This is a genomic window from Mycolicibacterium sp. HS_4_1 (assembly GCF_054515875.1).
In genome coordinates, this window is sequence record NZ_CM137261.1 from 3356641 (window position 1) to 3380169 (window position 23529).

A 23529-nucleotide genomic window follows, 5' to 3' on the forward strand; every position below is an offset into this window, starting at 1 on the left:
AGAGAGCCCCGCAAGCGGGATGCGCCCCAGAACCTATGCGAAGGTGGAGCCATGACGGATGTGGCCGACATCCTCAAGTGGGCCAGGCAGCAGATCATCGCCCGGGTCCCGAAGGCGGATCTCGACCAGCGTGACCCCGACTACATCCGAGACCAGCTGCCCGGCCTGTGGATGCTGGCCTCCCTGTACTTCCGGGCCGAGGTTCGTGGACTGCAACGCATTCCCGCGCAAGGTCCGGTGCTGCTCGTGGGCAACCACAGCGGCGGCAACGTTCCCCCCGACACCTTTGTGTTCACCCTGGCCTTCTGCTCCTACTTCGGTGTCGAGCGGCCCTTCTACCAACTCGTCCACAACCTGGTCGCCATCTACCCAGCGTTGGGCTGGCTTCGCAAGTTCGGCACCGTGGCGGCCAGTCCCGAAAGCGCGCGACTGGCCCTTGCGTCCGGTGCCGCCGTGTTGGTGTATCCGGGCGGTGACTTCGAGGTATACCGCCCATCGTGGCAGCGACATATCGTCGACCTCGGTGGCCGCCAAGGGTTCGTGCGACTCGCCCGCCAGACCGCCGTGCCGATCGTTCCGGTGGCCAGCGTCGGCGGACAGGAGACGGCATTGTTCCTTGGACGCGGGCAGTGGCTGGCTCACCTGCTGATGCTCGATAAGGTGCTGCGACTCAAAAGCGTGCCGATCTCCCTGGCCCTGCCGTGGGGGTTGAACGTCACCGACTGGTTGGGCCACATCCCGCTGCCGGCCAAAATCGTCATCGAAGTGCAGGAACCGATCGAGGTCACTGACGACGACCAGACGGTGTATGACAATGTCGTGGCCAGCCTGCAGGCCGGCGTGCACCGGTTGGCCGCCGAACGTCGATTTCCGGTCATCGGCTGATGCGAATCGAACGCCGCATCACCCTCAACGCCGATCGCGACACGGTGTGGAAAGTGCTCGGCGACCCAGACCGCTACCCCTCACTGCTCCCCCACCTGCAACGCTGGGAGACCATCACAGACGGGCCACCGAGAGTCGGATCGCGCTACACCGTGCTGTGGACGATCGGCTCGATACCGGTGGGCGGCATCGCGGAGGTGGTGGAGTTCGACAAGGCGCGGGACCTGGCCTGGATCAACATCACCGGCGTGACCCAACGTGGCCGCTTCCGGCTGCGCGATGCCGGGCCTGGACGAACCACTGTCACATTTCGGCTGGCCTACCATTCAGACGGCGGACTGCTCGGCCTGATCGCCGACCGCATCGCGGCCCGCCAAGTCGGTCGCTCACTTTCGGAAAGCCTGAAGAACCTTCAGCACCTTGTGGAGTCCTAGGCGAGCGTCGCCCCGGCTGAAGTCTCGCCCGGTGCCGGAGCGATGAATTCCGCCCCGCGGTGCAGTCTGATCTCCATGGGCAGACTCATCTATGGCTTCAACGTGTCGGTCGACGGGTACATCGCCGACGCGCAAGGCAACATCGACTGGTCCGAACCGAGCGACGAACTGCACCAGTACTGGAACGACTTCGAGCGGGAGACCGCCCTCTCGTGCTACGGCCGGCGGCTCTACGAACTGATGTCCGCGTACTGGCCGACGGCCGACGACGCCTCGGACGCACCCCCAATCATCGTCGACTTCGCCCGCATCTGGCGCGCCATGCCAAAGGTCGTGTTCTCGCGCACCCTGGATTCCGTCGACTGGAACTCTCGCCTGGAACGCGGTGACGCGGTCGAGGTGGTGACGAAGCTGAAAGCAGAAACCGACGGCAATCTGGAGGTCGCCGGTGCGACGCTGGCCGCACCGATCGTGCGGGCCGGACTGGTCGACGAGTTCCGGATCGTGATCGCGCCCACCGCCGTGGGCGGCGGCACCCCGTTCTTTCCGGACCTGCCGTCATGGATCTCGTTGCGGCTGTTGGAGAACCGCACCTTCGGAGGGGGCACGGTTCTGTTGCGCTACGAGGCGCAACGCGACTGAGCGACCGGGCCGGGCTACCGCGCCGACGCGACGATGATCTTTACTGCCTCGGCCACGCTGTCGGTGCAGTGGATGAGGTCGAGGTCGGATGCGGAGATCTTTCCCTCTGCCTGGACGGTGTTGCGAACCCAGTCGATGAGACCCGACCAGTAGTCGACGCCCAACAGGATGATCGGAAAGGCGGTGACCTTGCGGGTCTGCACGAGGGTCAAGGCTTCGAATAGTTCGTCGAGGGTGCCGAAGCCGCCGGGCAGGCACACGAATGCCTTGGCATATTTGACGAACATGGTCTTGCGCACGAAGAAGTAGCGGAAGTTGATTCCGAGGTCGACCCAGTGGTTGAGGCGCTGCTCGAACGGGAGCTCGATACCCAGGCCGACCGAGTACCCGCCGGACTCGCTGGCCCCACGGTTGACCGCCTCCATCGCACCCGGGCCGCCCCCGGTGATCACCGCGTAGCCCGCGCGCACCAGCGCGGTACCCAATTCCTCACCCAACCGGTACTCGGGTGAATGCGGTGTCGTTCGAGCCGAGCCGAAAACCGTAACAGCCTTGGGCATTTCGGCGAGGGCGCCGAAACCCTCGACGAACTCGCCCTGGATCCGCAACACCCGCCAGGGGTCGGTGTGCAGCCATTCGACACCGTCGTGCCGGTCCAGCAGCCGCTGATCGGCGGTCGTGGCGGCACAACGTTCGCGACGAAGTTGCACCGGCCCGCTTATCTGGAGGTTGCCGTCGTCGTCCGCGTTGTCGTTCTCGTTCACGTCGGCCAGCGTATGCGGCGACTGTTCATGCGGTCATCCGTACCTCGGCCATGCTGAAGACAACGGGTTCGGTACCGCTGCTCGGTGCCGGCTCACTCAAGGTCCCGCCGTCACGCAGCCGGAGCGCTCCCTGCAGATCGTATTCATGTTGACGTGTCAGCAACACGATCCCCTGTACGGAGAGCGAACCGCTCACGGTGCAGTTCCCGGCTCGGACCTCGGTCAGCCGGGCCTCCTTGACCACCGCGATCATCCCAGCGATGGTTACGGCGATCTCCACCTCGATCTCGACGGCGGCGAGTCGCGTGCCGCCGAGGTACACCGCGATGCTCGGCCGCTGGCTGGCCGCGATCCGGTGTGGCACGAGGGCCACCACTTCCGTGGCGTCTGGGTCGTCACGCGTGCTGCGGGCGGCGTTCTCGAACGCGTCGCACGCCGTCCATCCCGCAGCGACGACGGCAGCCAGCTTTGTCGACATGAATCCGTTTGTCGCATCGGCAAGTTCGCGCCAGGCAGTGTCGATGAGGTCCAGCGGGACGCGGCCGATGGTGGGGCAGATCTGGCACAGTAACCGTGTCAGCGCGTCCGCCGGTTGACCAGGACTGCCGTCGAAGAACACGTCCCGCACAGTTGCAGTGTCTTGGAGTGACGTGGCCATGGCTCACCATCGCTCCGTCAGCATCCGCAGTCGCGAGTACCCCACTACTCGAATTCACTGGAGGTCAGTTACTCGCAGCCCCGCGGCGAATCAGCCCGGCAAGATCCTCGCGGTCCGAGATATCGAGCTTTATGCACGCCCGATAGAGGTGCCCCTCCACCGTCCGTACCGACACCGTCAGCCGGTCGGCGATTTCGCGGTTGCTCAGCCCCGCGGCGACCAGGTTGGCAATTTCACGTTCGCGCACCGTCAACGGCAACGGATGCGTCGCCAATTCCAGTGCCGGGGTTCGAACTCCCCCGCACTGCGCGGCCAACCGGTTGGCTACGGCTGCGGCCTGCGCGCTGCGCCGCCGATCGTCGACCGCCGCGAAGGCTGCCGATGCCTGCGCCGCGGCATCGAGCGCCGACAACAACGCACCGAGCTGCTCGAATTGCTCTGCGGCGACGAACAATCCAGCAGCGTCGCGAGCTCCGACAGCCCGGGCATGCGCCACGATCACGGTGGCGAGGCGGCCACCGATGCCGGAGGCGACGTCGATCAGCCGGTCCGCGGCACTGTGGTCACCGAATCGCACGGCGTCGTGCAGTGCCAACATGGACACCGCGCGTTGGCCGGAGCTGTCGGCCAACCGGGCCGCATCCAGTGCCAGTTCGATTGCGGCGCTGACATTTCCCTCGGCTGCGGCAAGCCACGACTCGGCGATCCTGAGCTGCGGGCCGAACACCGCGACGTGCCGGCCAGAGCGGACTTTCAGCTCGGCGACCATCTTGGCTCCCGGCTGCACCTGGCCCAACGCGCAATAGGACTGCGCCAGCAGCAGCCGGGCCGGGAAGCTCCACGACGCCGCCGACTCAGCGGTCAGCGCCGCAACCGTCTGCTCCATCCGCGACACGGTCTCGACGAAGTCGCCACGGGCCAGTCCAACCGTGCCGGCCAGCACATTGGCCATGCCCCACGCCAGATACTGGCCCGACGAGGTGATCTGCATCATGCCGGCGGATCGGCTGCTCGCCGCGTCGAATTCTCCGGCGAGCACCAACGCGCGCACCTCCCCGAACGCGGTGAGATAGCGGAGCAACCCGTCCACCTTCGCGCCGGCCATGCGACCGCGGCGAGCCAGGACCGCCACCTCGTCGCTGCGTCCCATCAACGCCAGCGCGAGCGCACCACCGAATGCCGCCCATTGCAGCGCGATTGGGTGCGCGACCGGGTCGGCCAGCACCCGTTCGGCCATCGCCACGGCCTCCGGCAGTCGGTTCTCGAAAGCCAGCGTCGCCGATGCGGCGCCGTCGACGATCAGCACCAGCTCGGGACTCGTGATCCGTTCGCGGAGCAACGCGAGCACGTCGTCGGCGCCTTCGGCGTCTCCCATCGACCAGTGCAGGTTCGCGATACGCGCCCAGCCCCACCGGAGCAGTTCCGGTTCGGACATCTGCTCGGGGTCGAACGCGCCCAGCGTCTCCTCGGCCTCGGTCGCCTTGCCCTGCCACAGCAACGAACGCGCCAGCAATTCGCCGGCCTCGAGACCGCCGCCCCGATTGGTGGCGGCACGAGCCAGCCGCTCACCCAGCGTCACGTTCGTCAGCGCGATCGCCTCGCGCGCCGCCGTGACGAGCAGGTCGAGTTCGGGAACCTCGTCGCTGTCCAGGGTCAGCTCCGCCAACCGAATCCGGTGCGCCGAACTACTCAGCGGACGGTCCCGCATCGCGCGAACGAGTTCGCCGCGCAACCGGCGTGCCGCAGCCATTCCGAGCCGCCGGCGGATCACCTCACCGAACAAGGGGTGGGTGAACCTCACCTCGATGCCACCGGGCTCCTCGCCGACCCGCACCAGGCCGCGGCTCTCCGCCTCTTCCACCACATCCGCACCGACGATCGCGGTCAGGGTGTCCAGGTCGAGTGGTTCACAGAAGGTCAGCAACCGCAGCGCGTGCAGTACCTGGTCGGGCAACTGGTCGACCCTGGAATCCAACAACGACGCCAGTTCCGAGGTGACCGCAGCCCGGCCCCGCAGCTGCCACACTCCCCGAACCTGCCGCAGAGTGCCCGCCTCGATGGCCCCCTCCACCAGATGACGGACGAACAGCGCATTCCCGCCCGAGGCCTGCCACATGAGCTCGGCGGACAGACCCTCCACCTGGCCGCCTAAGGCCTCCTCGATGAGACCGACACACTGCTGCTGGCTGAACGGCAGCAGATGCAACCGCTGCAGATACCGGTCCTTCCACAGCGACGTGATCGCGTCGGGAACCGGCGCGCCCGCACGCACCGTGGCCACGATGCGCACCGACCCGTCCAATGCCAGCTGGTGCAGGAGAGTCGCCGACAACTGATCAAGCAGATGGGCGTCGTCGACACCGATCACCGAATGACCTTCGGCCAGAATCGTTTCGCGCGCGGCGGACAGAAATGCCACCGGGTCGCGCGACGTGGCGCTGCGGACCAGATGGGCAAACACCCCGAGCGGAATGCCCCGCGCCGACTCGGTCGCCGCAACCCAGTGCGCTCGCACCGGTAGCGACTGGGTGACCAGTCGGGCCAGCGTCGTTTTACCTACGCCCGCGTCGCCGACCAAGACGATGCCGCAATCGCCGGATTCCCCGAGCAACGCCCCGCGAATCACCGAGAATTCACTGTCGCGGTGAACGACCGGCCAGTTCTGGGCCACGGCATATCAGCCTACCGGCCGCTTTCCGCTGGTGGAGCCATTATGACGCTGGAATATCAGGTCCCATTCATCGGGCCGTTGATTAACGTCCGTCCTGAAATATCGACGTCACATCTTGTCGTGCAGATCGGACACCATGTCGAATAGCGTCTTGCCGTTATGGGTCCGGGTGAGGACTTTCGACAGCGTCGTAATCTGGTCCAGAACCGAGCGCGTGGTGTTCTGCTTTTCGTCGAGCGGCACGGTGTCCGGGGCCAGCAGGTCCACCTCGCGGTAGTCCGCTCCATCAGGGCCGATCAGCGGTGAACCGTCGGTGTTGGCGCCGTTCAGCAGGTTCAGGATGTCTTGGGGCTGAGCCATGGTGATCGCTCCTGTTTTCGTGGCCGTGGCGGCTGCCGGTGCTGCGGGGCCCGTGGTCCCGATGCCGCAGGCTGCGGCAAAATCGTTGGGCGACAATCCGTCTGCGACGTTCATGTCACAGTTGCCGAAGGGGTTACAGCCCATCGGCAGACCTTGATTGGCGCCGTAAGCTCCGTCTGTGTACTGGTGGGCGATCTGCCCGGGTAGCAGCGGGTTGGAACCGTACGACGCGGCGATCACCCGTAGTCCTTTGGGTCGCGATACCCACATCGTGTTGAAGTCGCCCTGGTTGGCATAGCCGATAAGGCGCGCCGGGTTACCGGCGTATTCGGCGAGATTGTCGTAAAGGGCGTTGATCCAGCCGGATCCGTCGCCGGCGGGGTTGCCGCCACTTTCCACGTCCAGCATCAGTACGACCTTGGGATGCAGTCCCCCGTTGGCATCGATCATCTGCCGCACCGTGTTGGCATTTTCCTGCCAATTCGGGCGCACGTAGGTGTAAACGATGCCGCATTCCAACCGGCCGGAGTCCAGCGCATTGCGCATCCACGAATAGTTCTGCGCGAACTTGGAATCCTGGTGGGTGCCGTCGCATACACGGATGGAAAGAATCTTGTACGGGTAGGAATCGCTGACGGGCTCCTGGAATTCGGACACGTCGGCAAAGAAGCTGTCCACGTGGCCCTGAGCCGGCGGGGTGCCGTCTTCGACAATAGGACCCGCCACATACCAGTGGTCGTTCCAATAGCTGCTGTCAGAAGGGATGGCCTTGGGGGCGGTACAGCACCCGTATGAACCCGACGATTCCATCGCGACGCCGTCGACGACACAGTTCATGTGGGAATGCGGACCGCCGTCACCTTCGTGGTGAAGGTTTATCACCACCGGCGCGTCGCCGGGTACGTCGCTCAACGATGCAACGTGCACCAAATCGAACGGCCCGACGTGCTGCTCGCCCACCGGCTGATATCGATACGACTCGGTGGACAATCCTTGCCTGCCCCAAACCATTTGGTTGCCGTCGAACACCGCTGAGAGCACATCGGTCACCAGGCCCGAACAGTCACAGCCCACACCGTGATCATTGGGATCCCAGGTGCCGCCGTAGACGTAATCGTCACCGAGCCGGTCGAAGAATATGCGTTTGGCGAACTCCACGTCGCCACGAGTGACAGTCATCGGTCCCTCCATTGATGAAGTGATGGAAAGCCAAGTGTCACGACGAAATGCCCAGGGGGCACCAGTAGCCCACTACTCGAATCGCTGCCCCTCTGGGCACCGAATGCCGTTGGGGTGGCGCGTTGGTCGAGTAAGTGCGTCAACGCGCCGATTCGAGTAGCCGGCTACTCGATACAGGTGCCCGGCACCGCACATAGCGTCGAGCGTGATTGAACCATCATGTTGGGAGGAGAACCCGATGCCTCATCTGCGCCCGATCATGTTCACGGTCGAAGGTCACTTGTCGGACATGTTCAGCGGGCCCGTCGCAGACACCGCGACAACCCTTGAGGCCGAAGGCATCTGCCATCATCAGCCCATCGGTTACAACAACGGGGCGCTCCCGTTCGACAACGACAGCGGTGTCAACGAACTCGCCCGACTGCTCGGCGCCACCCAAATGGACAACGGCGTACCGTTTCCGGAGGGCACGCCCTGGTCGCTCGGCATCTACTCCCAGGGCGCGATCGTGGGATCATACTTCTACTTCCGCTTCCTGCAGCCCGGCCAGCCGCTCGCCTGGCGCACCCCGGACCTCAAAGGCGTTCTGGCGTACGCCAACCCGTGCCGGCAGACCGATTCCATCGCGTCCTGGGCCCGATCATGGGTGAAAGCGTCCGGTACCCACGGCCTGGATCCGAACCAGCGGTTCGGGCTGCCTGGTTTCCCCACCAAGCCCGACAGCTGGGTGGACGTCTACCGGGAAGGCGACATCTTCGCCGAGAACAGTGACGACCAGTCGAGCGCGGTCAAAGCCGCCGCCTACGAGGCGGTCATGAACGACTGGACCAGCAACCCGTTCTCCCTCGCCGGGCAGATCGCGGTAACGCTCCACGCGCCCTTCAACGAGGTGTTCGCCGTGATCGAGGCGATCATCAGTGGCGCGGTGTTCCTGGCCAGCAACCCGAACCCGCACTACGCGCCGTTCGAACTCGAGGGCGGTAAGGACTGGATGCGAGGACAACTGGCCACCGGTTCCGTCCCGGCCGCTCAGGTCAAGCCGGTAGTAGCCTGAACTACTCCCCGCGAACCTGGATCAACGCGTACCCGCCGCCCGTCCGCCAGCCCTGTCCAGTGGCATCGAGTTCTACGACTTGCTCGGACCTGAGGCCGACGACAACTTCCGATTTCAACGTCCGCAGTGCCGCGACCGGAGACGGAAAATAGCCCACGGTTTCGTTGAACGGTGTAGTGGCGGGCCAGTAGCGGTCGCCGACGAGGCGCCGATAGTTGAGGTCGCCTTTCATCAGGGTCATGGCGGCGGTCGCAAATTCGGCTGCGAGTTCGTCCGGCATGTCGTGGAACGCCAGCGGTGCACAAAAGAACCTGTGGGTGCGCACCTTGAGTCGGCCGCTGCGCACGGCGTGCCAGAGCCGGTCGCCGATCCTGCCGATCTGCGGACGTGGCTCCGTCCTCAACCGTTGGATGACCGACAGCACATCGGCCATGGTCGCATCCGACACGTAGTACGGGTGCGGCTTGACGTACAGCACGATCTCAGCCGCAAGACGCTGAGTGAGCAGACTGTCGGCCAGGACGAGATCAGCCAGCAGCTCGCGTCCCGCGTTGTCTGCTACGACGCAGACCATCGGGTTGTCCTGCGATCTGAGGGCAGACCACAGAAACGCGCTGTCGTCGACGAGGAGGCCCTCCTGCCGCGCTCCTGCGGCAGCTGCCTGCAGTTGGAAGCTGAGGTCGGCGCGATTGCCCCACAGTGCGGCAACCAGCAGCGCGTCGTGCTGCTGGTTCCCCGACCCCTCCGTCACCAAGGCGATCGCACTCAGTTCTTCGTCAACAGCCGGTCCCGTCAGCTCGGCATTCTTGACCGGAGCAAACGGGTCGACGCCGCGCCAGGCGCCCGCCCCGAAGTAGCCGACGGCCTCGAGCAATCGGCGGTAGAAGTAACTTTCACTCCACAGGAATGGCGCCGCACCCCACGGGCGTCCGTAGAGGTGCTCGCCCCAAGCCAGCCAATCGTCCCGGTCATGAGCGTCCTCGGGCAACGGCTCGAGGACGCCAGTGGTGCTCTCGACGAGAAGCTGTTGCAGCATCGCCTGTTCGGCGGAGGTGTACGGCCAGGATTCCAGCACCTGACTAATCAGCTTCGGGTGCCGCTCATGGAACACACCCCACTCGAACGCCCCAGGGACCGCTGCCGTGATCGTGGGTGCATCAGTGGTGTCCAGGATGTTCTCCTCTCACCGCTTCTCGCGCGCCACCGTCATGTTGTGGCCTGGGGCCAGCCACTGGACTCCGCTATTCCGCTGCGCGGAAATACGGTTCGACCGTTCCGGTGAGCTTGACGACCATCGGGTTGCCGCGGCGATCCTTGGCCGTAGGCACCTCCACTCGCACCCAACCCTCGGCCACGTTGTATTCGTACACATTGGTCTTCTCGACGCCGTTGAAGCGAATACCCACCCCACGGAGCAGCGCCTCTTCGCTGTAGAAGTCGCTGCGCGGATCGATGGAGAGGTGATTCGGCGGAACGTCTGTGTTCTGATCCTGGGACATGGTGACCTTCGTTGAATGCTGAGTCGGGCTCGTGGATTTTCTCTAAGAACGTACGCGATCATGCGGTAGCGGTTCGGCTTAGGTCTTGGCGGGCCGCCTGACCGTATCTGTCACCCCGATGGCGCAGCAGACCCTGCCGCATCGAAACCTATTGGTGGCCCTGGCAATTGAGGACTGGTGCCCGTTCAAAATCCCCATTTGCCTCATGCGTCACATCCGTCTCGGAAGTCCAACGGGGATGGCTGCTCGCCTACGCCCATAACGATGTCAGCGCCCCAAAAATCGGCCTACCATCGGTATTTATGGGCCGGGTGAAGGCAACCCACCAGAGCCCCGCGACAGATCAAACCTCATGACAGAAGGAGGGATGGGCTGATGAAAATCGCACTGGCAATCGCCACCGCCGCGCTCGCACTCAGCCCCATCGGCGTAGCCCACGCCACACCAGGACAATGCATCAATACGCCCTGGGGCGGATACTGCGACGGGCAAGCCGACGGCAACGGCATCTTCAACCATTGCGAAGGTGCAATGGGTTTCAGCAACTGCTTCTACGTCCGCGCCGTGCCCACGGATGTCGACCCGCGGGGATGGGTACCACTGAGCTGAACGCCGGCAGCGTTCAGCTCAGTATCAGCCGAAGTTGCCGCGCCTTCTCCAGAATGATCCTGGCGCGGTTCAATCGAGGTAAGTCGCTGCCGTCCTTGGGCTTTCCGCCGCGGGCGTTGAACTGCTCGACGAACTCGCGCGCCCAGCTGATATCGGATTCGGACGGGCTCAGCCCGGCGTTGATGGTCTCGGCATCGGACGATCGCAACGCGAGCTTGCCCGTCATACCCATCTGGCGGGTGAGCGCCACACCCTCGGCCAGCTGATCTGGGTCGCGGGTGGGCCCGTCGATCGGACCCGGGAGGTGTGCCGCGCGCGACGCGATGACCAGCTGGGAACGGCTGTAGGCCAGGGCCAACGGGTCCTGCTCCACCCCGATGTCCAGCGTGTAGTCGTTGACGCCGAACGCGATGCGAAAGCACGGTCGCGCCGCGGCGATGTCATGCACACGCGCCAGCCCGCGTGCGGTTTCGATCAAAGCGATCACCGGCGCCGCGTCACCGAGCCGGTTTGCGGTGTCCCACACGTGATTTCCACCCTCGGTCTTGGCCAGCACGACACCTTTCAGGCCACGGCACTCAGCCAGGGCACGGCAGTCAGCAGACCAGAAATCACTGGACGCGTCATTGACCCGGACCCACGCACGTGCCCCGGAGTTCAGGAACTCGACGACTCGCTCCCGGGCCGCCTCCTTCTCATCGGGAGCGACGGCGTCTTCGAGATCCAGAATCACCTCGTCACAGCTTGTGGTGGCCAGGACTGCCGCGAGGTCAGGTTCGCGGGACGGATTGACGAGCAGCCACGAGCGAGAAACCTTCGAGTTCACAGTCATGGCGTCAGGCTAAACGTTTTGAGTGCACCGCACCTGACGTCAAAGCTGCGCGCCCATTGACGTTGAGTTCGTGATCACCGGCCCCTTCGAAGGCGTCGGTCGGTTTTGTCGTCGAGGTACGGCAGGCCGGTGTAGGCCGCAGTGACGGCTGGCGCCAATTTGAGGACTTACGGCCCTGACCGCCTGGGGAGAACCCGTGGTCACATCGAGCCACGCCCGCGAGCGGGCTGCTCGATCCGTCAGGAGCAAACCGTGGGGACGACGTTGTCGGTGAACTGGAAAGCGTTGGCGCAGGCGACCGTAGTTCAACCGGGTTCGAAGGTTGACCTGGCCAAGGACTTCGATCCGGGCCGCCACGACAAGGAACTCGCCAAGCAAGGCGGGCTGGCCGAATTGGCCGAGGCAACCGCGACTCTGTTCAATCTCCAAGATCGGTTCTTCGCCCAAGCAGAACGCTCATTGCTGATCGTTCTGCAGGCAATCGACGCGGCGGGCAAGGACGGCACCGTCAAGCACGTGATGAGCGGACTCAACCCCGAGGGCGTCGAGGTGCACAGCTTCAAGGCTCCGTCGGCGACCGAACGTGCGCATGACTACCTTTGGCGTCACCAGATGGCGCTGCCCGAATTGGGCCGTATCGCCGTGTTCAACCGGTCACACTATGAAAACGTGATCATCACCCGGGTGCACCCGGAGATGCTATGGCCGCGCACCGCAGTGCTGAATCCAGAAGGACTCTGGCACAGGCGATATCGCGACATCAATGACTGGGAGCGGTATCTGACCGACAACGGAACGGTGATCGTCAAGCTGTTCCTCAACGTGTCAAAGGACGAACAAGAACGCCGGTTCCTCGAGCGCATCGAAGAACCCGAGAAGAATTGGAAGTTCTCTGCCGCCGATCTGCACGAGCGCGCGTTCTGGCACGACTATCAGGTGGCCTTCCAGGAGATGCTGACTCACACCAGCACCGACTGGGCGCCGTGGCACGTCATACCAGCCGACCACAAGTGGTTCAGCCACCTGTCCACCTCGGCGGTTCTACTGGAGACGCTGCGCGGCCTGAATCCTCAGTATCCGACCGTGAGCGCCGCAGCCAAAGCCGCACTGGCGGAAGCGAAGACCGAGTTGCTCGGCACGAATGACAGCGCGGCGGAGTCAACGAATGGCCGTTGACACTCCGGCGCCGGACCGGGCCGGCGAGAAGGGTGACTCAGCTGCCGCAGCCGACCTGGAGAAGCTGCCGGTCGAGCAGGTTCTCACCCAACTCCACGTGGACGCCGACCGGGGTTTGAGCGGCGCGGAGGCACGCCAGCGGCTGGCCCAGTATGGGCCGAACGCCATCGTCGAGAAGGAGAAAAGCCTCCTTTCCAAGGTCGTCGGCTACTTCACGGGCCCGATCGCCTACATGATCGAGGCGGCGGCCCTGGTCTCGGCGATCCTGGGTCACTGGCAGGACTTCATCATCATCGCGGCGCTGCTGATCTTCAACGCCAGCCTCGACTTGTGGCAGGACATGAAGGCGTCAAACGCATTGGCGGCGCTGAAAAAGGGCCTGGCACCCGAGGCGACGGCGCTGCGCGACGGCACGTGGCAACCCATCCAGGCATCGACGCTGGTGCCGGGCGACATCGTCAAGATCCGACTCGGCATGATCGTGCCGGCCGACTTGCGCATGGTCTCGGGCGAGTTCGCCTCCATCGACCAGGCGGCTCTGACCGGCGAGTCGGTGCCGGTGGCGAAGAAGGTCGGTGACGAGGCGTTCGCCGGCAGCGTGGTCAAGCAGGGTGAAATGGTGGCCGTGGTCATCGCCACAGGCTCCAACACCTTCTTCGGTAGGACGGCGAAGTTGGTCGCCGGCGCCGGCTCGACCAGTCACGCCCAGAAGGCGATGTTCCAGATCGGCAACTTCCTGATCGTCCTTGCAGTGGTTCTCGCGGCGATCATGGTGGCCTTCCGCGTGTACCACGACATCGTCGTCGCAGACGATTGGAATCTGAGCAATGCGCTCGCCATCCTGCAGTTCGTGTTGATCCTGCTGGTCGCATCGATCCCCGTGGCGATGCCGGCGGTGTTCTCGATCACCATGGCCCTTGGCGCCCTGGCGCTTTCGAAACAGCAGGCGATCGTCTCACGGCTCGACGCGATCGAGGAGATGGCGGGCGTCGACATCCTCTGTTCCGACAAGACCGGTACCTTGACGAAGAACCAGCTCAAACTCGATGAGCCAATCCTGTTCGCGTCTAAGGACCCGCAGGAGGTCGTCCTCGCCGCCGCGCTCGCCTCGAGGATCGAGGACCGCGATGCGATCGACACCGCGGTGATCGAAGCGCTGAAGGATCAGAACGCGCTCAAGGCGTACACGCAGACGAACTTCCTTCCGTTCGACCCGGTGACCAAGCGCACCGCGGCAACGGTCACTGACGCGCACGGCAAGACGATCGTCGTCTCCAAGGGCGCGCCTCAGGTGATCGCCGATCTGGTCGAGGTTTCCGGCGCGGATGCCAAGAAGGTCACGACGACCGTCGAGGGGCTGGGTGCGAAGGGCTATCGCGCGCTCGGCGTCGCCCGTTCGGAGGATGGCGGCAAGACGTGGGTGCTCCTCGGCATCCTGCCGATGTTCGATCCGCCGCGCGACGATTCCAAGCAGACGATCGACATGGTCAACGCCAAAGGCGTGCGGGTGATGATGGTCACCGGCGACGACATCGCGATCGCGCGCGAGACCGCCCGCCAGCTCGGTATGGGAACCAATCTCATTGCCGCGGCGGACGAGTTCCCCAAGGGGATGGATCCGAACAACGTGCCACCGGCGATCGCCGACGCGATCGAGAAGGCAGACGGTTTCGCCCGGGTGTTCCCCGAGCACAAATACGCCATCGTGAAGTCGCTGCAGGCACACGGCCACCTGGTCGCGATGACCGGCGACGGCGTCAACGATGCGCCGGCCTTGAAGCAAGCCGACTGCGGCACTGCGGTTTCGGGGGCCACCGACGCCGCCCGCGGCGCAGCGGCATTGATCCTCACCGCCCCCGGCCTGTCGGTGATCAACGACGCCATCGACGAGGCCCGCCGGATCTTCGGACGAATCACCAGCTACACGATCTACCGCGTGGCCTTGACCATGGACATCATGTTCCTGGTGGTGCTGTCGACGACCGCCCTCGACTTCCAGCCTCTTACCGCGATCATGATCGTGCTCATATCGCTCCTCGACGACATTCCGATCATGACCATCGCCTACGACAACACTCCGATCAGTGAGCGTCCGATCCGCTGGAAAATGCCTCGGCTGCTGAGCATTTCGGCTGTTCTCGGCTTCTTCTCGGTCGTGCAGTCGTTCGGTCTGCTGCTGATCGGCATGGGGGTGCTGTCTGATTCGCACTTGCGGCAGTATTTTGGCCTGTTCGACCAATCGCATCTGCAGACGGTGATCTTTCTGCAGTTGGTCGCCGGCGGACATCTGCTGTTGTTCGTCACCCGCAGCGAACGCTGGTTTTTCCTGCGACCCTTCCCCGCGGCGCCGCTGGTCGTCGCCATCGCTCTGACCCAGATCCTGGCGGTGCTGATGTGCGGCTTCGGCTGGCTGGTACCCGCGATCTCTTGGACCACGATCGGCTGGGTGTGGGCCTACAACATCGCCTGGGTGTTCATCCTCTGCGGTGTACGGCTCATCACGGAAAGGCTCGTTGACGACCGCACGGGTCAGCGCATCAAGCATCGCGACTTCATCACCCGGCCGCTGCACGCGCACCTCGTCATGCGAAGCAGTACATCCGAACCTTCGAGCAAGCGTTCGTGACGGTTCCCGAGCCGCTGTCACTATCCGTGACAGCTTGGCTTCATGTCGAACGGTGCGCGCCGAACACGGCAATATGAAGCGCTGGCCGCCACCGCCGTCGACATCGACACCAACGACAATCCCGAACAGATTCGATAGGAATTGCGGGAAGCGCGCCGCGCGGTCGCCGAGCAACGCCGCGCCGTTCGCTGAGGCGCCGGCAGGTGTTTTCCGCGCTTCTTGACACCTCAGCCTTGATACGTTCGAGCATCTGGCCGATATTGCGACACAGGTCCTGCTCGAAATCGTCATTGCCGGCGAGGATGTTGTCCACCAACAACTTAGAGACGAGTCTGGCAAGCGCCTACGGTTGGCGCTGCGGCCAGCCGCGACGAAAATAGGTACCCGAGGACCTAGCTGTATGTCAGGCGGCGTGGCCGGTCGTCGAATCAGGTTTGGCTGCAGCGCCTTTCGGATGGCCATTGAGCTTGGGGACAGTCGCGCCCTGGCCCGAAGTCGCCGTCCCCTCCTTCGTCGCCGTTCCAGATTTCCCGCCGGTCCCGGTCCTGCCGGACGCGCCGGTGCCGGTGACGGACGACGGTGTCTTTGGCCTGCCGCTATCGGTGGTCGGAGCTGCCGGCTTCGCGTCATCCGAGGTCGCGACGGAAGCTGTTGCCGTCGTTGTGCCGGTCGTCGGCGCCGGGACCTTTGTGTTGGTGGGGTCAGGCACGGCGGTCGCGCCCATCGGACTGACGGCGGACACCGGCTTGTGTACGACAGGTGCAGCCGCCGTTGACGTCGCGACAGGCGTCGGCGCGGCGACAGCGGCCACCGTGGCCACCGCGGCCACCGCGGCCGTCGGCTTGGCCGCCGCCGGGACCAGACCCGAGACCAATCCGGTCACCGAATTCACGATGTTGTTGATGACGCTGTTCAACAGTCCCACAAGCGTGTTACTGGTGCCGCCCGTCAGCAGCGAGATCGCACCCTCGATGGCGTTCGGCGGCGCCGCCGTCGGGCTACCGCTGAAGAACTCCTTCTGCAGGCCTGTGATCAGCGAGTTGATCAGGTCGCCCGGCACCTGTCGCCAGTCGAGATTGGGAAACGAGAAGAAAGGCACCGGCGTCGCGGCCTGATCCAACGTACGGCTGTAGGTGCCGTCGGCGTTGCGCACCACGTCGGTGTATCCGAGATTCACCAAGCTGGTCAGAACCGGCGCGAGGGCATTGGCCAACTTATAAGCGAACCCGCCCAGCATGCCGCCACCGATCATGTTCAGCGCATCGCCGACGAGGTAGAGGGGCTCGAGCAGCGGCAGGGTCGCAGTGGGGACCGTCAGATAGATGTTGGCCGCCAATGGATTTCCGGCGAGCGCTGACGCTGTGATCCCCTCCAGCGCAGTGGTCAGCTGGACCGTCAGTGTGTCGGTCGAGATACCGCGCAGCAGGTAGGTGGGCACTGTCCCTGCGATGAGGTTGTTGAGCAGGCTGACCAGGTTCGGCCAGGCGGCGAAGTCCGAGAAGGGTTGGTACTCAAGGGTGGCGTCGACCTTGATGGGCAGCAGGTTCGCGCCGCCGACGGCAAGTCCGGTGTCGAGGAGTGGGGCAATGCCACCGCTGTGTGCGGCGCTGACGTCGGGTGTGACGGTGTTGATGCCGACCAGGTCGCCGAACGGGTAGAACCGGGCCAGCAGACCGCCGTTGGCACGGCCCAAGTTGTTCAGCAGGACTTCCGGCAGGATCGTCATACTGCCCAGCAACGGGCTGGTGCCGGTATAGGCGGTGCCCCCCGGCTGATTCGGTAGGTCCGCCAAGACCTTCGAGTAGGCCTGCCCGGCCGAGAATGCCCCCAGCCCCCAGGCGATCGAGAGCGGCACCCGCACGTCGATCATACTTTCCGCAGGGAGGCCGACCGCAGCGATCGCCAGCTTCAGCGCAGTGACCAGCGGGTCGAGCGCGGGCACGCCCGCGGCCTGGTCGAGCACGATGTTGATCAGTGTGCTGGCGTCAACCGCCAGGTACAGCGTGTTGTTGATCGCGTTGGCGACCGCAATCTCGGTGCCCGGTGTCCAGCCCAAGTCGACGCCGAGCATCTTCAGCAAGCTGAATACCGGTCCGGCGGTGATGACCTTGACACCAGGAACGGTCACGTCGCTCAGGTCGGTCAGATCGGCAATGTCGATTCCCAGTAATCCGAGAAAGCTATCGAGACTGACATTGCCGCTGCTGTCCATGATCCCCAGCCCCTCGAGCACTGGCGTCAACGTCGCCGTGATTACCGTCCCCAGCGCATGGTCCAGCAATGGTGTGAGAGGAATCGGCACCGCATTGAGGACCTGCGGCAGCAGGGTCTGCGGGATCTGGTTGAGCAGGCCAAGAAGGTTCGCGCCGGTGAGGCCGCTGATGCCACCCAGGTGGATGGCATTGACGATCGGCGGCGCTACCGCATTGATGACGGTCTGGCCGAAGTTGTACACCGACGTACCGATACCGAATGTCAGGTCAGGCCAGACCCCCGGCGGCGGCAGCAGGCTCGTGTACGACGACAGATTCACGTTCGACATCGACCTCGGCGGCAGGAAGGGATTCAGCGCAGGCGGGGTCGGCGGCGTTGATGCGATGGTCATTGCGGTGACCGCTGTGGCTGCCACCACTGCCAGTCGCTTCGTTCGCCCGTCTGTCACCCGATATATGTCGACCATGGCCACTCCTCCTCGAAGGCGCCATAATTTCAATATTTTCAGACACGTAAATATTACGTCGCAGATGGTTGCCAGGTTTGTGGTTTGCACCATTCCGGCGGCAGCAACTGAGCAACCGCACCTCGACCCAAAAACAAAAAGACCAGCTCAAGGCTGGTCTTTGTTGTCGGGCTGACAGGATTTGAACCTGCGACCACTTGACCCCCAGGCATCGCAAGCATGTTCGCCAACGTTCGCCGCTGTCCTCTAATCGGTTGTGCACCAATCGAATACAGCACCAGCGGACGTGCGCGAACAATCGCGAAAATCCGCGAAATTCTGGGCTGGTTTGGGTACGCATTTGGGTACGGCACGCCGAAACCCTATCTATGCGATCCCATGAAAACGAAAACGCTACTCGACAGTCTTGGTGATCAGCTCGTAGTGGTGGAGCCGGCCGCGGACCGTGTGCCGTTCGACGGTGCCGTCGACGCGTAGGCCGGTCTCGCTGCGCGCGGGGTCGATGACGAACGGTCCCCATCCCAGGCGCAGGCTGTCGCCGACCGCCGGCGGAATGTCGACGGTCGGCGCCAGGACTATGCGGTAGCGGCTGGACACGATGGCGTCGCGCACGACGACCTCGGTGCCCAGTGGGAACACCTCGGCGCGGACTGTCTGGTCGACGGTGTCGAACAGTTCCTCGCCGTAATCAGTGAACCGCCGTGGGTCGTATGCCACCTGGAACTGCACGGTCACCTCGTCATGCAGGATCACAACGCGGTCCTTCGGTAGCGGTTGAGCACGAACGTCTCGGCCAACGTGAAGCCCTGGAAGCCGCCTCCGAACTCGACTGAGCCCACCTTGCTCGGAATCTGTTCGGGGTTGGCCACCATGCGGGCCGAGGCGGTGGTGATGACCGCGGACAGCTCCTCATTGGGCTCGTTGGCGGTGAATCCTCGTGCGCGGGTGTAGGCCTTCACCATGGCAGTGATTACGGGCACGACCTCCCCGGCCAGGGCGACGAGGGAGACGTCGGTGCCCTGGCCGAGGAAGTCGGCCACGTCTTGGCCAGTGACCGGCACTGGCTAGGCCTCGGTCAGCAGCGTGACGGCCTTGGCCTGCAGCAGTGCGGTGTCCCAGCGGGAGACGACGCGGATGCCGATGCTGTCGTAGTCGCCCCAGGTCTGGTCGAGGATCTTCACTTCGGCGTCCACGTCGCGGGCGACGACCACCTTGGAGAAGTCGACCAGGCCGACGCGGTTCTTGGTGGACACGGCCGGGATGTTGTCGGTGACGATGACCGGCAGGCCGAACAGACGCAGCTCGGTCCCGCCGGCAATGCCGCCGTTGGGGTCGAACAAGTACTGCTTGCTGCCGGTGGCGGCGATCTTGTTCTTACGCAGCGTCGCCCACGAGCTCGACGTCATGACCCAGTGAGTCGGGCTGACCTTGTTGCCCTGTGCGGTGGCCAGCCCGTCGATCAAGCTGTCTGGGTCGGACAGGTTGAGCACGCCGGTGGCGATGCCGGTCTGCTTGAAGATGCCCTTGATGGTGTTGCTGGTGCCGGCGCCGTCCCACAGGGCCGCGTCGAGGGCGTGGGCGACGTCTGTGACGAGCCGGGTGCGCAGGACCGCTTCGAGGCCGACGACGCTGGTGCGGATCAGCTCGTTGGAGAGCTTCACCAGGACCTTGAGGCCCTTCATGGTCGAGGGCAGCAGGGTCACTTCGTCGAATGCGACGTCGCCGTCGGTGATCTGGGCGCCTTCGGCCACGAACCCGGCCGTGACGCCGTTGACGATGCGCGGGACGCGGACCGGGCTGGAGCTGTCCAGAATGACAGGGCCGGCCGCGAGGAACGTGGATGCCTGTTCGAGGGGCTGGACGAGCAGGCTGGATACCTGCGACTGGATGAGAGTTGAATTGCCGCTTGTGACTTCGATGGCCACGGTTGACTCCTAGAGACGTGTCGGATTGGTTCGACACGTCGCCAGGACGTCCGTCGCGAATTGGGCGCCAGGCCCGATGAGTTGAGTGTACCTCGCTCAGGTTCGATCTTTGAGCATCTGCAGCAGGGAGAAGGATCCGCCACCCTGACCTCGGTTGCCCTGGCCGATGTCACCGGTGGGCCGGCGGGTCGCCAGGTGCGGTTTCGCTTCGAGTAATTCGGCGATCGCCGAAGAAAGGGCCTCGGGGTCGTCGAGGTGTTTCGGGTCGAACGGCAAGTCGGTCGGGTCGGCCAAGCGTCCTGTCGCCCTGACCAGTTCAGTGTGCAGACGGGTCGCCAACGCGTCCGCCTCGCCGGCTCGCTGCCGGTACTTGCCGTTCTCGGTGCGCAGTTTCTCGACATACTCGCGCGGGAAGGTCTCGGCATCCTCGGCAGGGATGTCCGGCTGCTGGACACCCTCGTCAGGGGTAACTTCTGTTACCCCTGACATGTCGCCCTCGGTCCCGTTTGAAACGCGATCATCGGCGGGTTCGGTTGTGACGTCGGTGGTTTCACTCATGGTGTGCTCTTGTCTTTCTGCTGTCTTGAACTGCGTCGGCCAGTTTGGTGGCGAGGTCGATCGCCTCGGCCTCGGTGAGCATGTAGGTAATGGCGCCTGTGCGTAGCCGGATCGGACGCTCAGTCCCTGGTGCTACGACGACAGTTGGTTCGAGATTGCGTGCAGCTAAGCGCATTACGCCACCCCTGGGACTGGGGTCGCTGCTGCCACCTTGGCGATTTCATCGTCCGAGTAGCCGAGCTTGCCCAGCGCGTACGCCTGCGGCAACAGACCCGCCTGGAACAGCTTCACGACCGCGTCGGCCTCCTGTGCAACCGAACGTGTTGCCGCGTCAGCCCATTGGACCCGCACCCCGTCCACCCGGTTGGGGTCCGCACCGTCCCGTACCGCGATCATCAGGCGCGCGACCTGCTCCCACGCTCGACCGAACGTCTGTTGGCGTGCCTCGGCCCTGGCCGTCAGCGACGACTCAGACGCCCGCAGCGCGTCGGCCGAAGCCGGGTTGTCGGTGAACACTCCGACGTAGTGCGCGGGAAGCGTTGACACAGCCATGATCTGGCCGAGGATGACCCGTACCGACGCCTCGTACCCGGTGAGGTCCGCGGCGGCGAGCTGACCGAACTTGGCCTCGTTGTTCTCCGAGATCATGGCCCGGTGACCCTCGGGGATCGGGTTGGCTTCGGTCATCACCGGTTGGTCGTCGTCGTCGAGTACCGGATTACCCTCGTCGTCCAACTCGGGCACCTCGGTCAGCTCGATGCCTGTAGCCCACCGGCGTGGCCGCCCAACGTATTCCGAGGTGACCATCATGTCCGCCAACGACTTATTGAGCGCGTCCACAAGTGGCTTCAGGTCCTCGACCTCACTGAGCCCGTAGTCGAACAGCGACGAGTACGTGAAGTTCACGATGCGGTCGGTGTTGCGCAAGTTCACCACCGGGACCACGCCGAGCGGGTTGGGGAACTCCTCGACGGTCTTGAATCCGCTGGCGACGGCGCCGAGCTGGTCGGCCCGCTTGTGCACAATCACATCGGGCAGGTACATCATCAGCTCGGTTGTCTTGCGCGCCTTGTCCTCCCAACGCTTCACCCCGGCATACGGCTGCCGGGTACCGGGATCATTGAGGGTCGCAACCTGTTTCGCGGACTCGACAGTCACCTGTGGCCGGCCCTGGCTGTCGGCCCACACAATGGCGTACGAGTCGCCGAGCAGCAGTGCTTCGCGGTGCGCCACGCCGGCCTGCTGGTCGAGGTCGTTGCGCAGCCAGTCCGCCCAAACTGCGGAGTCTCCCGTGAATCCGGTGATCCGCAGCCGTTCGGCCAGCGCCGTGACTGCCAGCCTCGGGATGTTCGAGGCCATGATGCCGAACCTGTTGCCCAGCGCCGTCCGTGCCTCTGGGGACAGGAACGCCAACGGTTGCCGGCCCTCGTAATACCGATCTAGATCGGCGTACCGGGCCAACGGCTCATTGAGCCGCTGCAGTAGATCAACCAACAGTGTCATGATGCGAAACTCCTTGCTCTCTTACGAGATCGGGTTGCGCGCCAGGTGGCACGCGAATGGGCCATGACCAAGCAGGCTGCAAGGTCAATCTTGGGGGCGGTCCGGGACCGCGACGCCTTGTCCAACCGCATCCCCCGCGCGTCCTCACGTATCACCGCGGCGGACACATGGGCGGCGAGAGTGGCGTTGCCTGAGTGGGTGATCCGACCATTCACCGCAGCCGAATAGAGGTTTGTCGTGGCCTCGGTCAGGCGAGACGGGCTATGGGGGAACTCCACGATTGGCAGGCGTTCGGACTCGAGCACCTGCAGCGTGCGGGTCCAGCGGAATGGATCGGCGATGATCTCGATGACCTGCCAGCGTCGGCAGGCCGCACGTATCTCATCCTCGACGTCAGCGACCGGCACCCGGTAGTCCTCATCACCGCGTGGCCGCTGCCACACCTTGATCACGTCGAAATGCGGTGTCGCCGAGACGGTGCCGACCAACAGGGCGGTGGTGTCGTCGGAAAACGAGCCATCGAGAGCCACCACCACCTCCCGGCCTGGTGGGACACCGACATTCGTGGACAAGCTGTCCCAGACACCGGAGGGCAGGAATGCGCCATCAGTGTCGCTAGCCAACTGACACAGCCGGGCGCGCCGGAAGGTCGACTCTCGTGTCTTCGGCGGCAACAAGGCGTGCAAGGCATCACGGTGCAGGAAGTCGTCCAACGCGGGGTTCGCCAACTCCCAGCAGTGCTCGCAATCGGCCGGGTGGTCCTCGAAACCGGCCGCGGAGAACTCCCGCCACACCAGTGACCGGTCCTCCGGATTCTCGGCCGCGTACTGACGCAGATCGAGCAGCACCTGATCGTCCAGCTTCGGTCCTGGTGTCCCGATGCACACCAGAGTGGACCGTGCCCGCTTGCCCTGCGCCAGCGTCAGCACCTCGTAGCTGTCACGGTTGGCCACACCCGCCTCGTCGAGAATGGCCAGGCTGTAGTCCAACCCTTCCAACCGCTTCGGCTCAGCAGGCAGGCAATGGAACTGCGCGTCACGACCGGGGATGACCAACCGCTCTTTGAAGGTCTGGACTCGGCCGGCCAGCTCGCTGTCCAGTTCGACCATGCGACGGGCGATTCCGAAGATGATCCCGGCCTGCCGCTCGTCGACCGCGACCACGCAAACCGTGGCCCCTTCCCCACCTTCGAACAGCTCGTAGATCCCCCACGCCGCCATCAAGCTCGACTTGCCCTGGCCGCGTGGCAGCATCCACCCCGCGGTACGCGGCTGAGGATCGGCGTCGAGGACAGACCCCACCAGGTCGCGCTGCCAATCCCGCAACCGCAGCGGAGTCAGCGCACCCGCACCCTTGGGCACCTTCACGAACCGCTCGCAGAACTTGGCGAACCGATCCGAGCCCGTCGACCGAGGCCGCCACGGCAACACCGAAGGGTCAACCGCAGCCTTTGGGCCGGCCTTCATGAGATGCT

21 protein-coding genes are annotated in these 23529 nt (G+C 64.4%); 7 read left to right on the forward strand and 14 right to left on the reverse strand.

Features of this window, described 5'->3' with window-relative positions:
• Window positions 1-51: 51 nt before the first annotated feature.
• The 3 genes from ACX12F_RS16060 to ACX12F_RS16070 all read left to right on the forward strand — a co-directional run bounded on the left by ACX12F_RS16060 (window position 52) and on the right by ACX12F_RS16070 (window position 1961).
• Window positions 52-885, forward strand: a complete 834-nt coding sequence (locus ACX12F_RS16060; protein ID WP_459365541.1) for a lysophospholipid acyltransferase family protein — start codon at window positions 52-54, stop codon at window positions 883-885.
• Window positions 885-1319, forward strand: coding sequence for an SRPBCC family protein (locus ACX12F_RS16065; RefSeq protein WP_459365542.1), 435 nt, complete (start codon window positions 885-887; stop codon window positions 1317-1319). Before ACX12F_RS16060 ends, ACX12F_RS16065 begins: the two co-directional genes overlap by 1 nt.
• 75 nt (window positions 1320-1394) lie before the next feature.
• Window positions 1395-1961 (forward strand): dihydrofolate reductase family protein, encoded by a 567-nt coding sequence (locus ACX12F_RS16070; RefSeq protein ID WP_459365543.1) that lies wholly within the window; start codon window positions 1395-1397, stop codon window positions 1959-1961.
• A gap of 14 nt (window positions 1962-1975) precedes the next feature.
• Here ACX12F_RS16070 and ACX12F_RS16075 read toward each other — a convergent pair whose 3' ends face one another.
• The 4 genes from ACX12F_RS16075 to ACX12F_RS16090 form a co-directional block, all read right to left on the reverse strand.
• The gene (locus tag ACX12F_RS16075; RefSeq protein WP_459365544.1) at window positions 1976-2725 is read right to left on the reverse strand and encodes an LOG family protein; all 750 of its coding nucleotides are present in this window, start codon (window positions 2723-2725) and stop codon (window positions 1976-1978) included.
• A gap of 25 nt (window positions 2726-2750) precedes the next feature.
• Window positions 2751-3383 (reverse strand): hypothetical protein, encoded by a 633-nt coding sequence (locus ACX12F_RS16080; protein WP_459365545.1) that lies wholly within the window; start codon window positions 3381-3383, stop codon window positions 2751-2753.
• Window positions 3384-3447: 64 nt separating this feature from the next.
• Complete coding sequence (locus ACX12F_RS16085; RefSeq protein ID WP_459365546.1) at window positions 3448-6054, reverse strand: helix-turn-helix transcriptional regulator; 2607 nt, start codon at window positions 6052-6054, stop codon at window positions 3448-3450.
• A gap of 108 nt (window positions 6055-6162) precedes the next feature.
• Window positions 6163-7593: a glycoside hydrolase family 25 domain-containing protein gene (locus ACX12F_RS16090; protein ID WP_459365547.1), complete on the reverse strand. Its 1431-nt coding sequence runs from the start codon at window positions 7591-7593 to the stop codon at window positions 6163-6165.
• Window positions 7594-7831: 238 nt separating this feature from the next.
• Between ACX12F_RS16090 and ACX12F_RS16095 the strand changes: the two genes are divergently transcribed.
• Window positions 7832-8647, forward strand: a complete 816-nt coding sequence (locus tag ACX12F_RS16095) for a peptidoglycan-binding protein (protein WP_459365548.1) — start codon at window positions 7832-7834, stop codon at window positions 8645-8647.
• Between the two features lies 1 nt (window position 8648).
• Here ACX12F_RS16095 and ACX12F_RS16100 read toward each other — a convergent pair whose 3' ends face one another.
• Both ACX12F_RS16100 and ACX12F_RS16105 read right to left on the reverse strand, forming a co-directional pair.
• The gene (locus tag ACX12F_RS16100) at window positions 8649-9722 is read right to left on the reverse strand and encodes a damage-control phosphatase ARMT1 family protein (protein ID WP_459365549.1); all 1074 of its coding nucleotides are present in this window, start codon (window positions 9720-9722) and stop codon (window positions 8649-8651) included.
• A gap of 166 nt (window positions 9723-9888) precedes the next feature.
• Complete coding sequence (locus tag ACX12F_RS16105) at window positions 9889-10146, reverse strand: DUF3297 family protein (RefSeq protein ID WP_459365550.1); 258 nt, start codon at window positions 10144-10146, stop codon at window positions 9889-9891.
• 375 nt (window positions 10147-10521) lie between these two features.
• Between ACX12F_RS16105 and ACX12F_RS16110 the strand changes: the two genes are divergently transcribed.
• Window positions 10522-10755 (forward strand): hypothetical protein, encoded by a 234-nt coding sequence (locus ACX12F_RS16110; RefSeq protein WP_459365551.1) that lies wholly within the window; start codon window positions 10522-10524, stop codon window positions 10753-10755.
• A 13-nt stretch (window positions 10756-10768) separates the two neighbouring features.
• Here the strand turns inward: ACX12F_RS16110 and ACX12F_RS16115 are convergent, their stop codons facing one another.
• On the reverse strand, window positions 10769-11587 hold the full coding sequence (locus ACX12F_RS16115) for an HpcH/HpaI aldolase/citrate lyase family protein (protein WP_459365552.1): 819 nt from the start codon (window positions 11585-11587) through the stop codon (window positions 10769-10771).
• A 252-nt stretch (window positions 11588-11839) separates the two neighbouring features.
• On the opposite strand from ACX12F_RS16115, the gene ACX12F_RS16120 reads away from it, so the two are divergent.
• Window positions 11840-12763, forward strand: a complete 924-nt coding sequence (locus ACX12F_RS16120; RefSeq protein WP_459365553.1) for a polyphosphate kinase 2 family protein — start codon at window positions 11840-11842, stop codon at window positions 12761-12763.
• Entirely contained in the window at window positions 12753-15389 is a 2637-nt protein-coding gene (locus ACX12F_RS16125) for a plasma-membrane proton-efflux P-type ATPase (protein WP_459365554.1), read from the forward strand. Before ACX12F_RS16120 ends, ACX12F_RS16125 begins: the two co-directional genes overlap by 11 nt.
• A gap of 403 nt (window positions 15390-15792) precedes the next feature.
• On the opposite strand, the gene ACX12F_RS16130 is transcribed toward ACX12F_RS16125, so the two are convergent.
• The 7 genes from ACX12F_RS16130 to ACX12F_RS16160 form a co-directional block, all read right to left on the reverse strand.
• Window positions 15793-18162 (reverse strand): alpha/beta hydrolase family protein, encoded by a 2370-nt coding sequence (locus tag ACX12F_RS16130; protein WP_459365555.1) that lies wholly within the window; start codon window positions 18160-18162, stop codon window positions 15793-15795.
• 300 nt (window positions 18163-18462) lie between these two features.
• Complete coding sequence (locus tag ACX12F_RS16135) at window positions 18463-18822, reverse strand: hypothetical protein (protein ID WP_459365556.1); 360 nt, start codon at window positions 18820-18822, stop codon at window positions 18463-18465.
• A complete protein-coding gene (locus ACX12F_RS16140; RefSeq protein WP_459365557.1) occupies window positions 18819-19109 on the reverse strand; it encodes a hypothetical protein in 291 nt (96 codons plus the stop codon). The genes ACX12F_RS16135 and ACX12F_RS16140 overlap by 4 nt, the downstream gene beginning before the upstream one ends.
• A gap of 24 nt (window positions 19110-19133) precedes the next feature.
• On the reverse strand, window positions 19134-19994 hold the full coding sequence (locus tag ACX12F_RS16145) for a phage major capsid protein (protein ID WP_459365558.1): 861 nt from the start codon (window positions 19992-19994) through the stop codon (window positions 19134-19136).
• Between the two features lie 96 nt (window positions 19995-20090).
• On the reverse strand, window positions 20091-20552 hold the full coding sequence (locus tag ACX12F_RS16150) for a hypothetical protein (RefSeq protein ID WP_459365559.1): 462 nt from the start codon (window positions 20550-20552) through the stop codon (window positions 20091-20093).
• 174 nt (window positions 20553-20726) lie between these two features.
• On the reverse strand, window positions 20727-22055 hold the full coding sequence (locus ACX12F_RS16155) for a phage portal protein (RefSeq protein ID WP_459365560.1): 1329 nt from the start codon (window positions 22053-22055) through the stop codon (window positions 20727-20729).
• Window positions 22052-23521, reverse strand: coding sequence for a terminase TerL endonuclease subunit (locus tag ACX12F_RS16160; RefSeq protein WP_459365561.1), 1470 nt, complete (start codon window positions 23519-23521; stop codon window positions 22052-22054). Before ACX12F_RS16160 ends, ACX12F_RS16155 begins: the two co-directional genes overlap by 4 nt.
• Window positions 23522-23529: the final 8 nt, after the last annotated feature.

What these genes read in the sequence shown, in the direction of transcription:
- ACX12F_RS16060 (WP_459365541.1), top strand. Translation starts at nt 52, where the DNA reads ATGACGGATGTGGCCGACATCCTCAAGTGGGCCAGGCAGCAGATCATC.
- ACX12F_RS16065 (WP_459365542.1), top strand. Translation starts at nt 885, where the DNA reads ATGCGAATCGAACGCCGCATCACCCTCAACGCCGATCGCGACACGGTG.
- ACX12F_RS16070 (WP_459365543.1), top strand. Translation starts at nt 1,395, where the DNA reads ATGGGCAGACTCATCTATGGCTTCAACGTGTCGGTCGACGGGTACATC.
- ACX12F_RS16080 (WP_459365545.1), bottom strand. Translation starts at nt 3,383, where the DNA reads ATGGCCACGTCACTCCAAGACACTGCAACTGTGCGGGACGTGTTCTTC.
- ACX12F_RS16090 (WP_459365547.1), bottom strand. Translation starts at nt 7,593, where the DNA reads ATGACTGTCACTCGTGGCGACGTGGAGTTCGCCAAACGCATATTCTTC.
- ACX12F_RS16095 (WP_459365548.1), top strand. Translation starts at nt 7,832, where the DNA reads ATGCCTCATCTGCGCCCGATCATGTTCACGGTCGAAGGTCACTTGTCG.
- ACX12F_RS16105 (WP_459365550.1), bottom strand. Translation starts at nt 10,146, where the DNA reads ATGTCCCAGGATCAGAACACAGACGTTCCGCCGAATCACCTCTCCATC.
- ACX12F_RS16110 (WP_459365551.1), top strand. Translation starts at nt 10,522, where the DNA reads ATGAAAATCGCACTGGCAATCGCCACCGCCGCGCTCGCACTCAGCCCC.
- ACX12F_RS16115 (WP_459365552.1), bottom strand. Translation starts at nt 11,587, where the DNA reads ATGACTGTGAACTCGAAGGTTTCTCGCTCGTGGCTGCTCGTCAATCCG.
- ACX12F_RS16125 (WP_459365554.1), top strand. Translation starts at nt 12,753, where the DNA reads ATGGCCGTTGACACTCCGGCGCCGGACCGGGCCGGCGAGAAGGGTGAC.
- ACX12F_RS16130 (WP_459365555.1), bottom strand. Translation starts at nt 18,162, where the DNA reads ATGGTGCAAACCACAAACCTGGCAACCATCTGCGACGTAATATTTACG.
- ACX12F_RS16150 (WP_459365559.1), bottom strand. Translation starts at nt 20,552, where the DNA reads ATGAGTGAAACCACCGACGTCACAACCGAACCCGCCGATGATCGCGTT.
- ACX12F_RS16155 (WP_459365560.1), bottom strand. Translation starts at nt 22,055, where the DNA reads ATGACACTGTTGGTTGATCTACTGCAGCGGCTCAATGAGCCGTTGGCC.
- ACX12F_RS16160 (WP_459365561.1), bottom strand. Translation starts at nt 23,521, where the DNA reads ATGAAGGCCGGCCCAAAGGCTGCGGTTGACCCTTCGGTGTTGCCGTGG.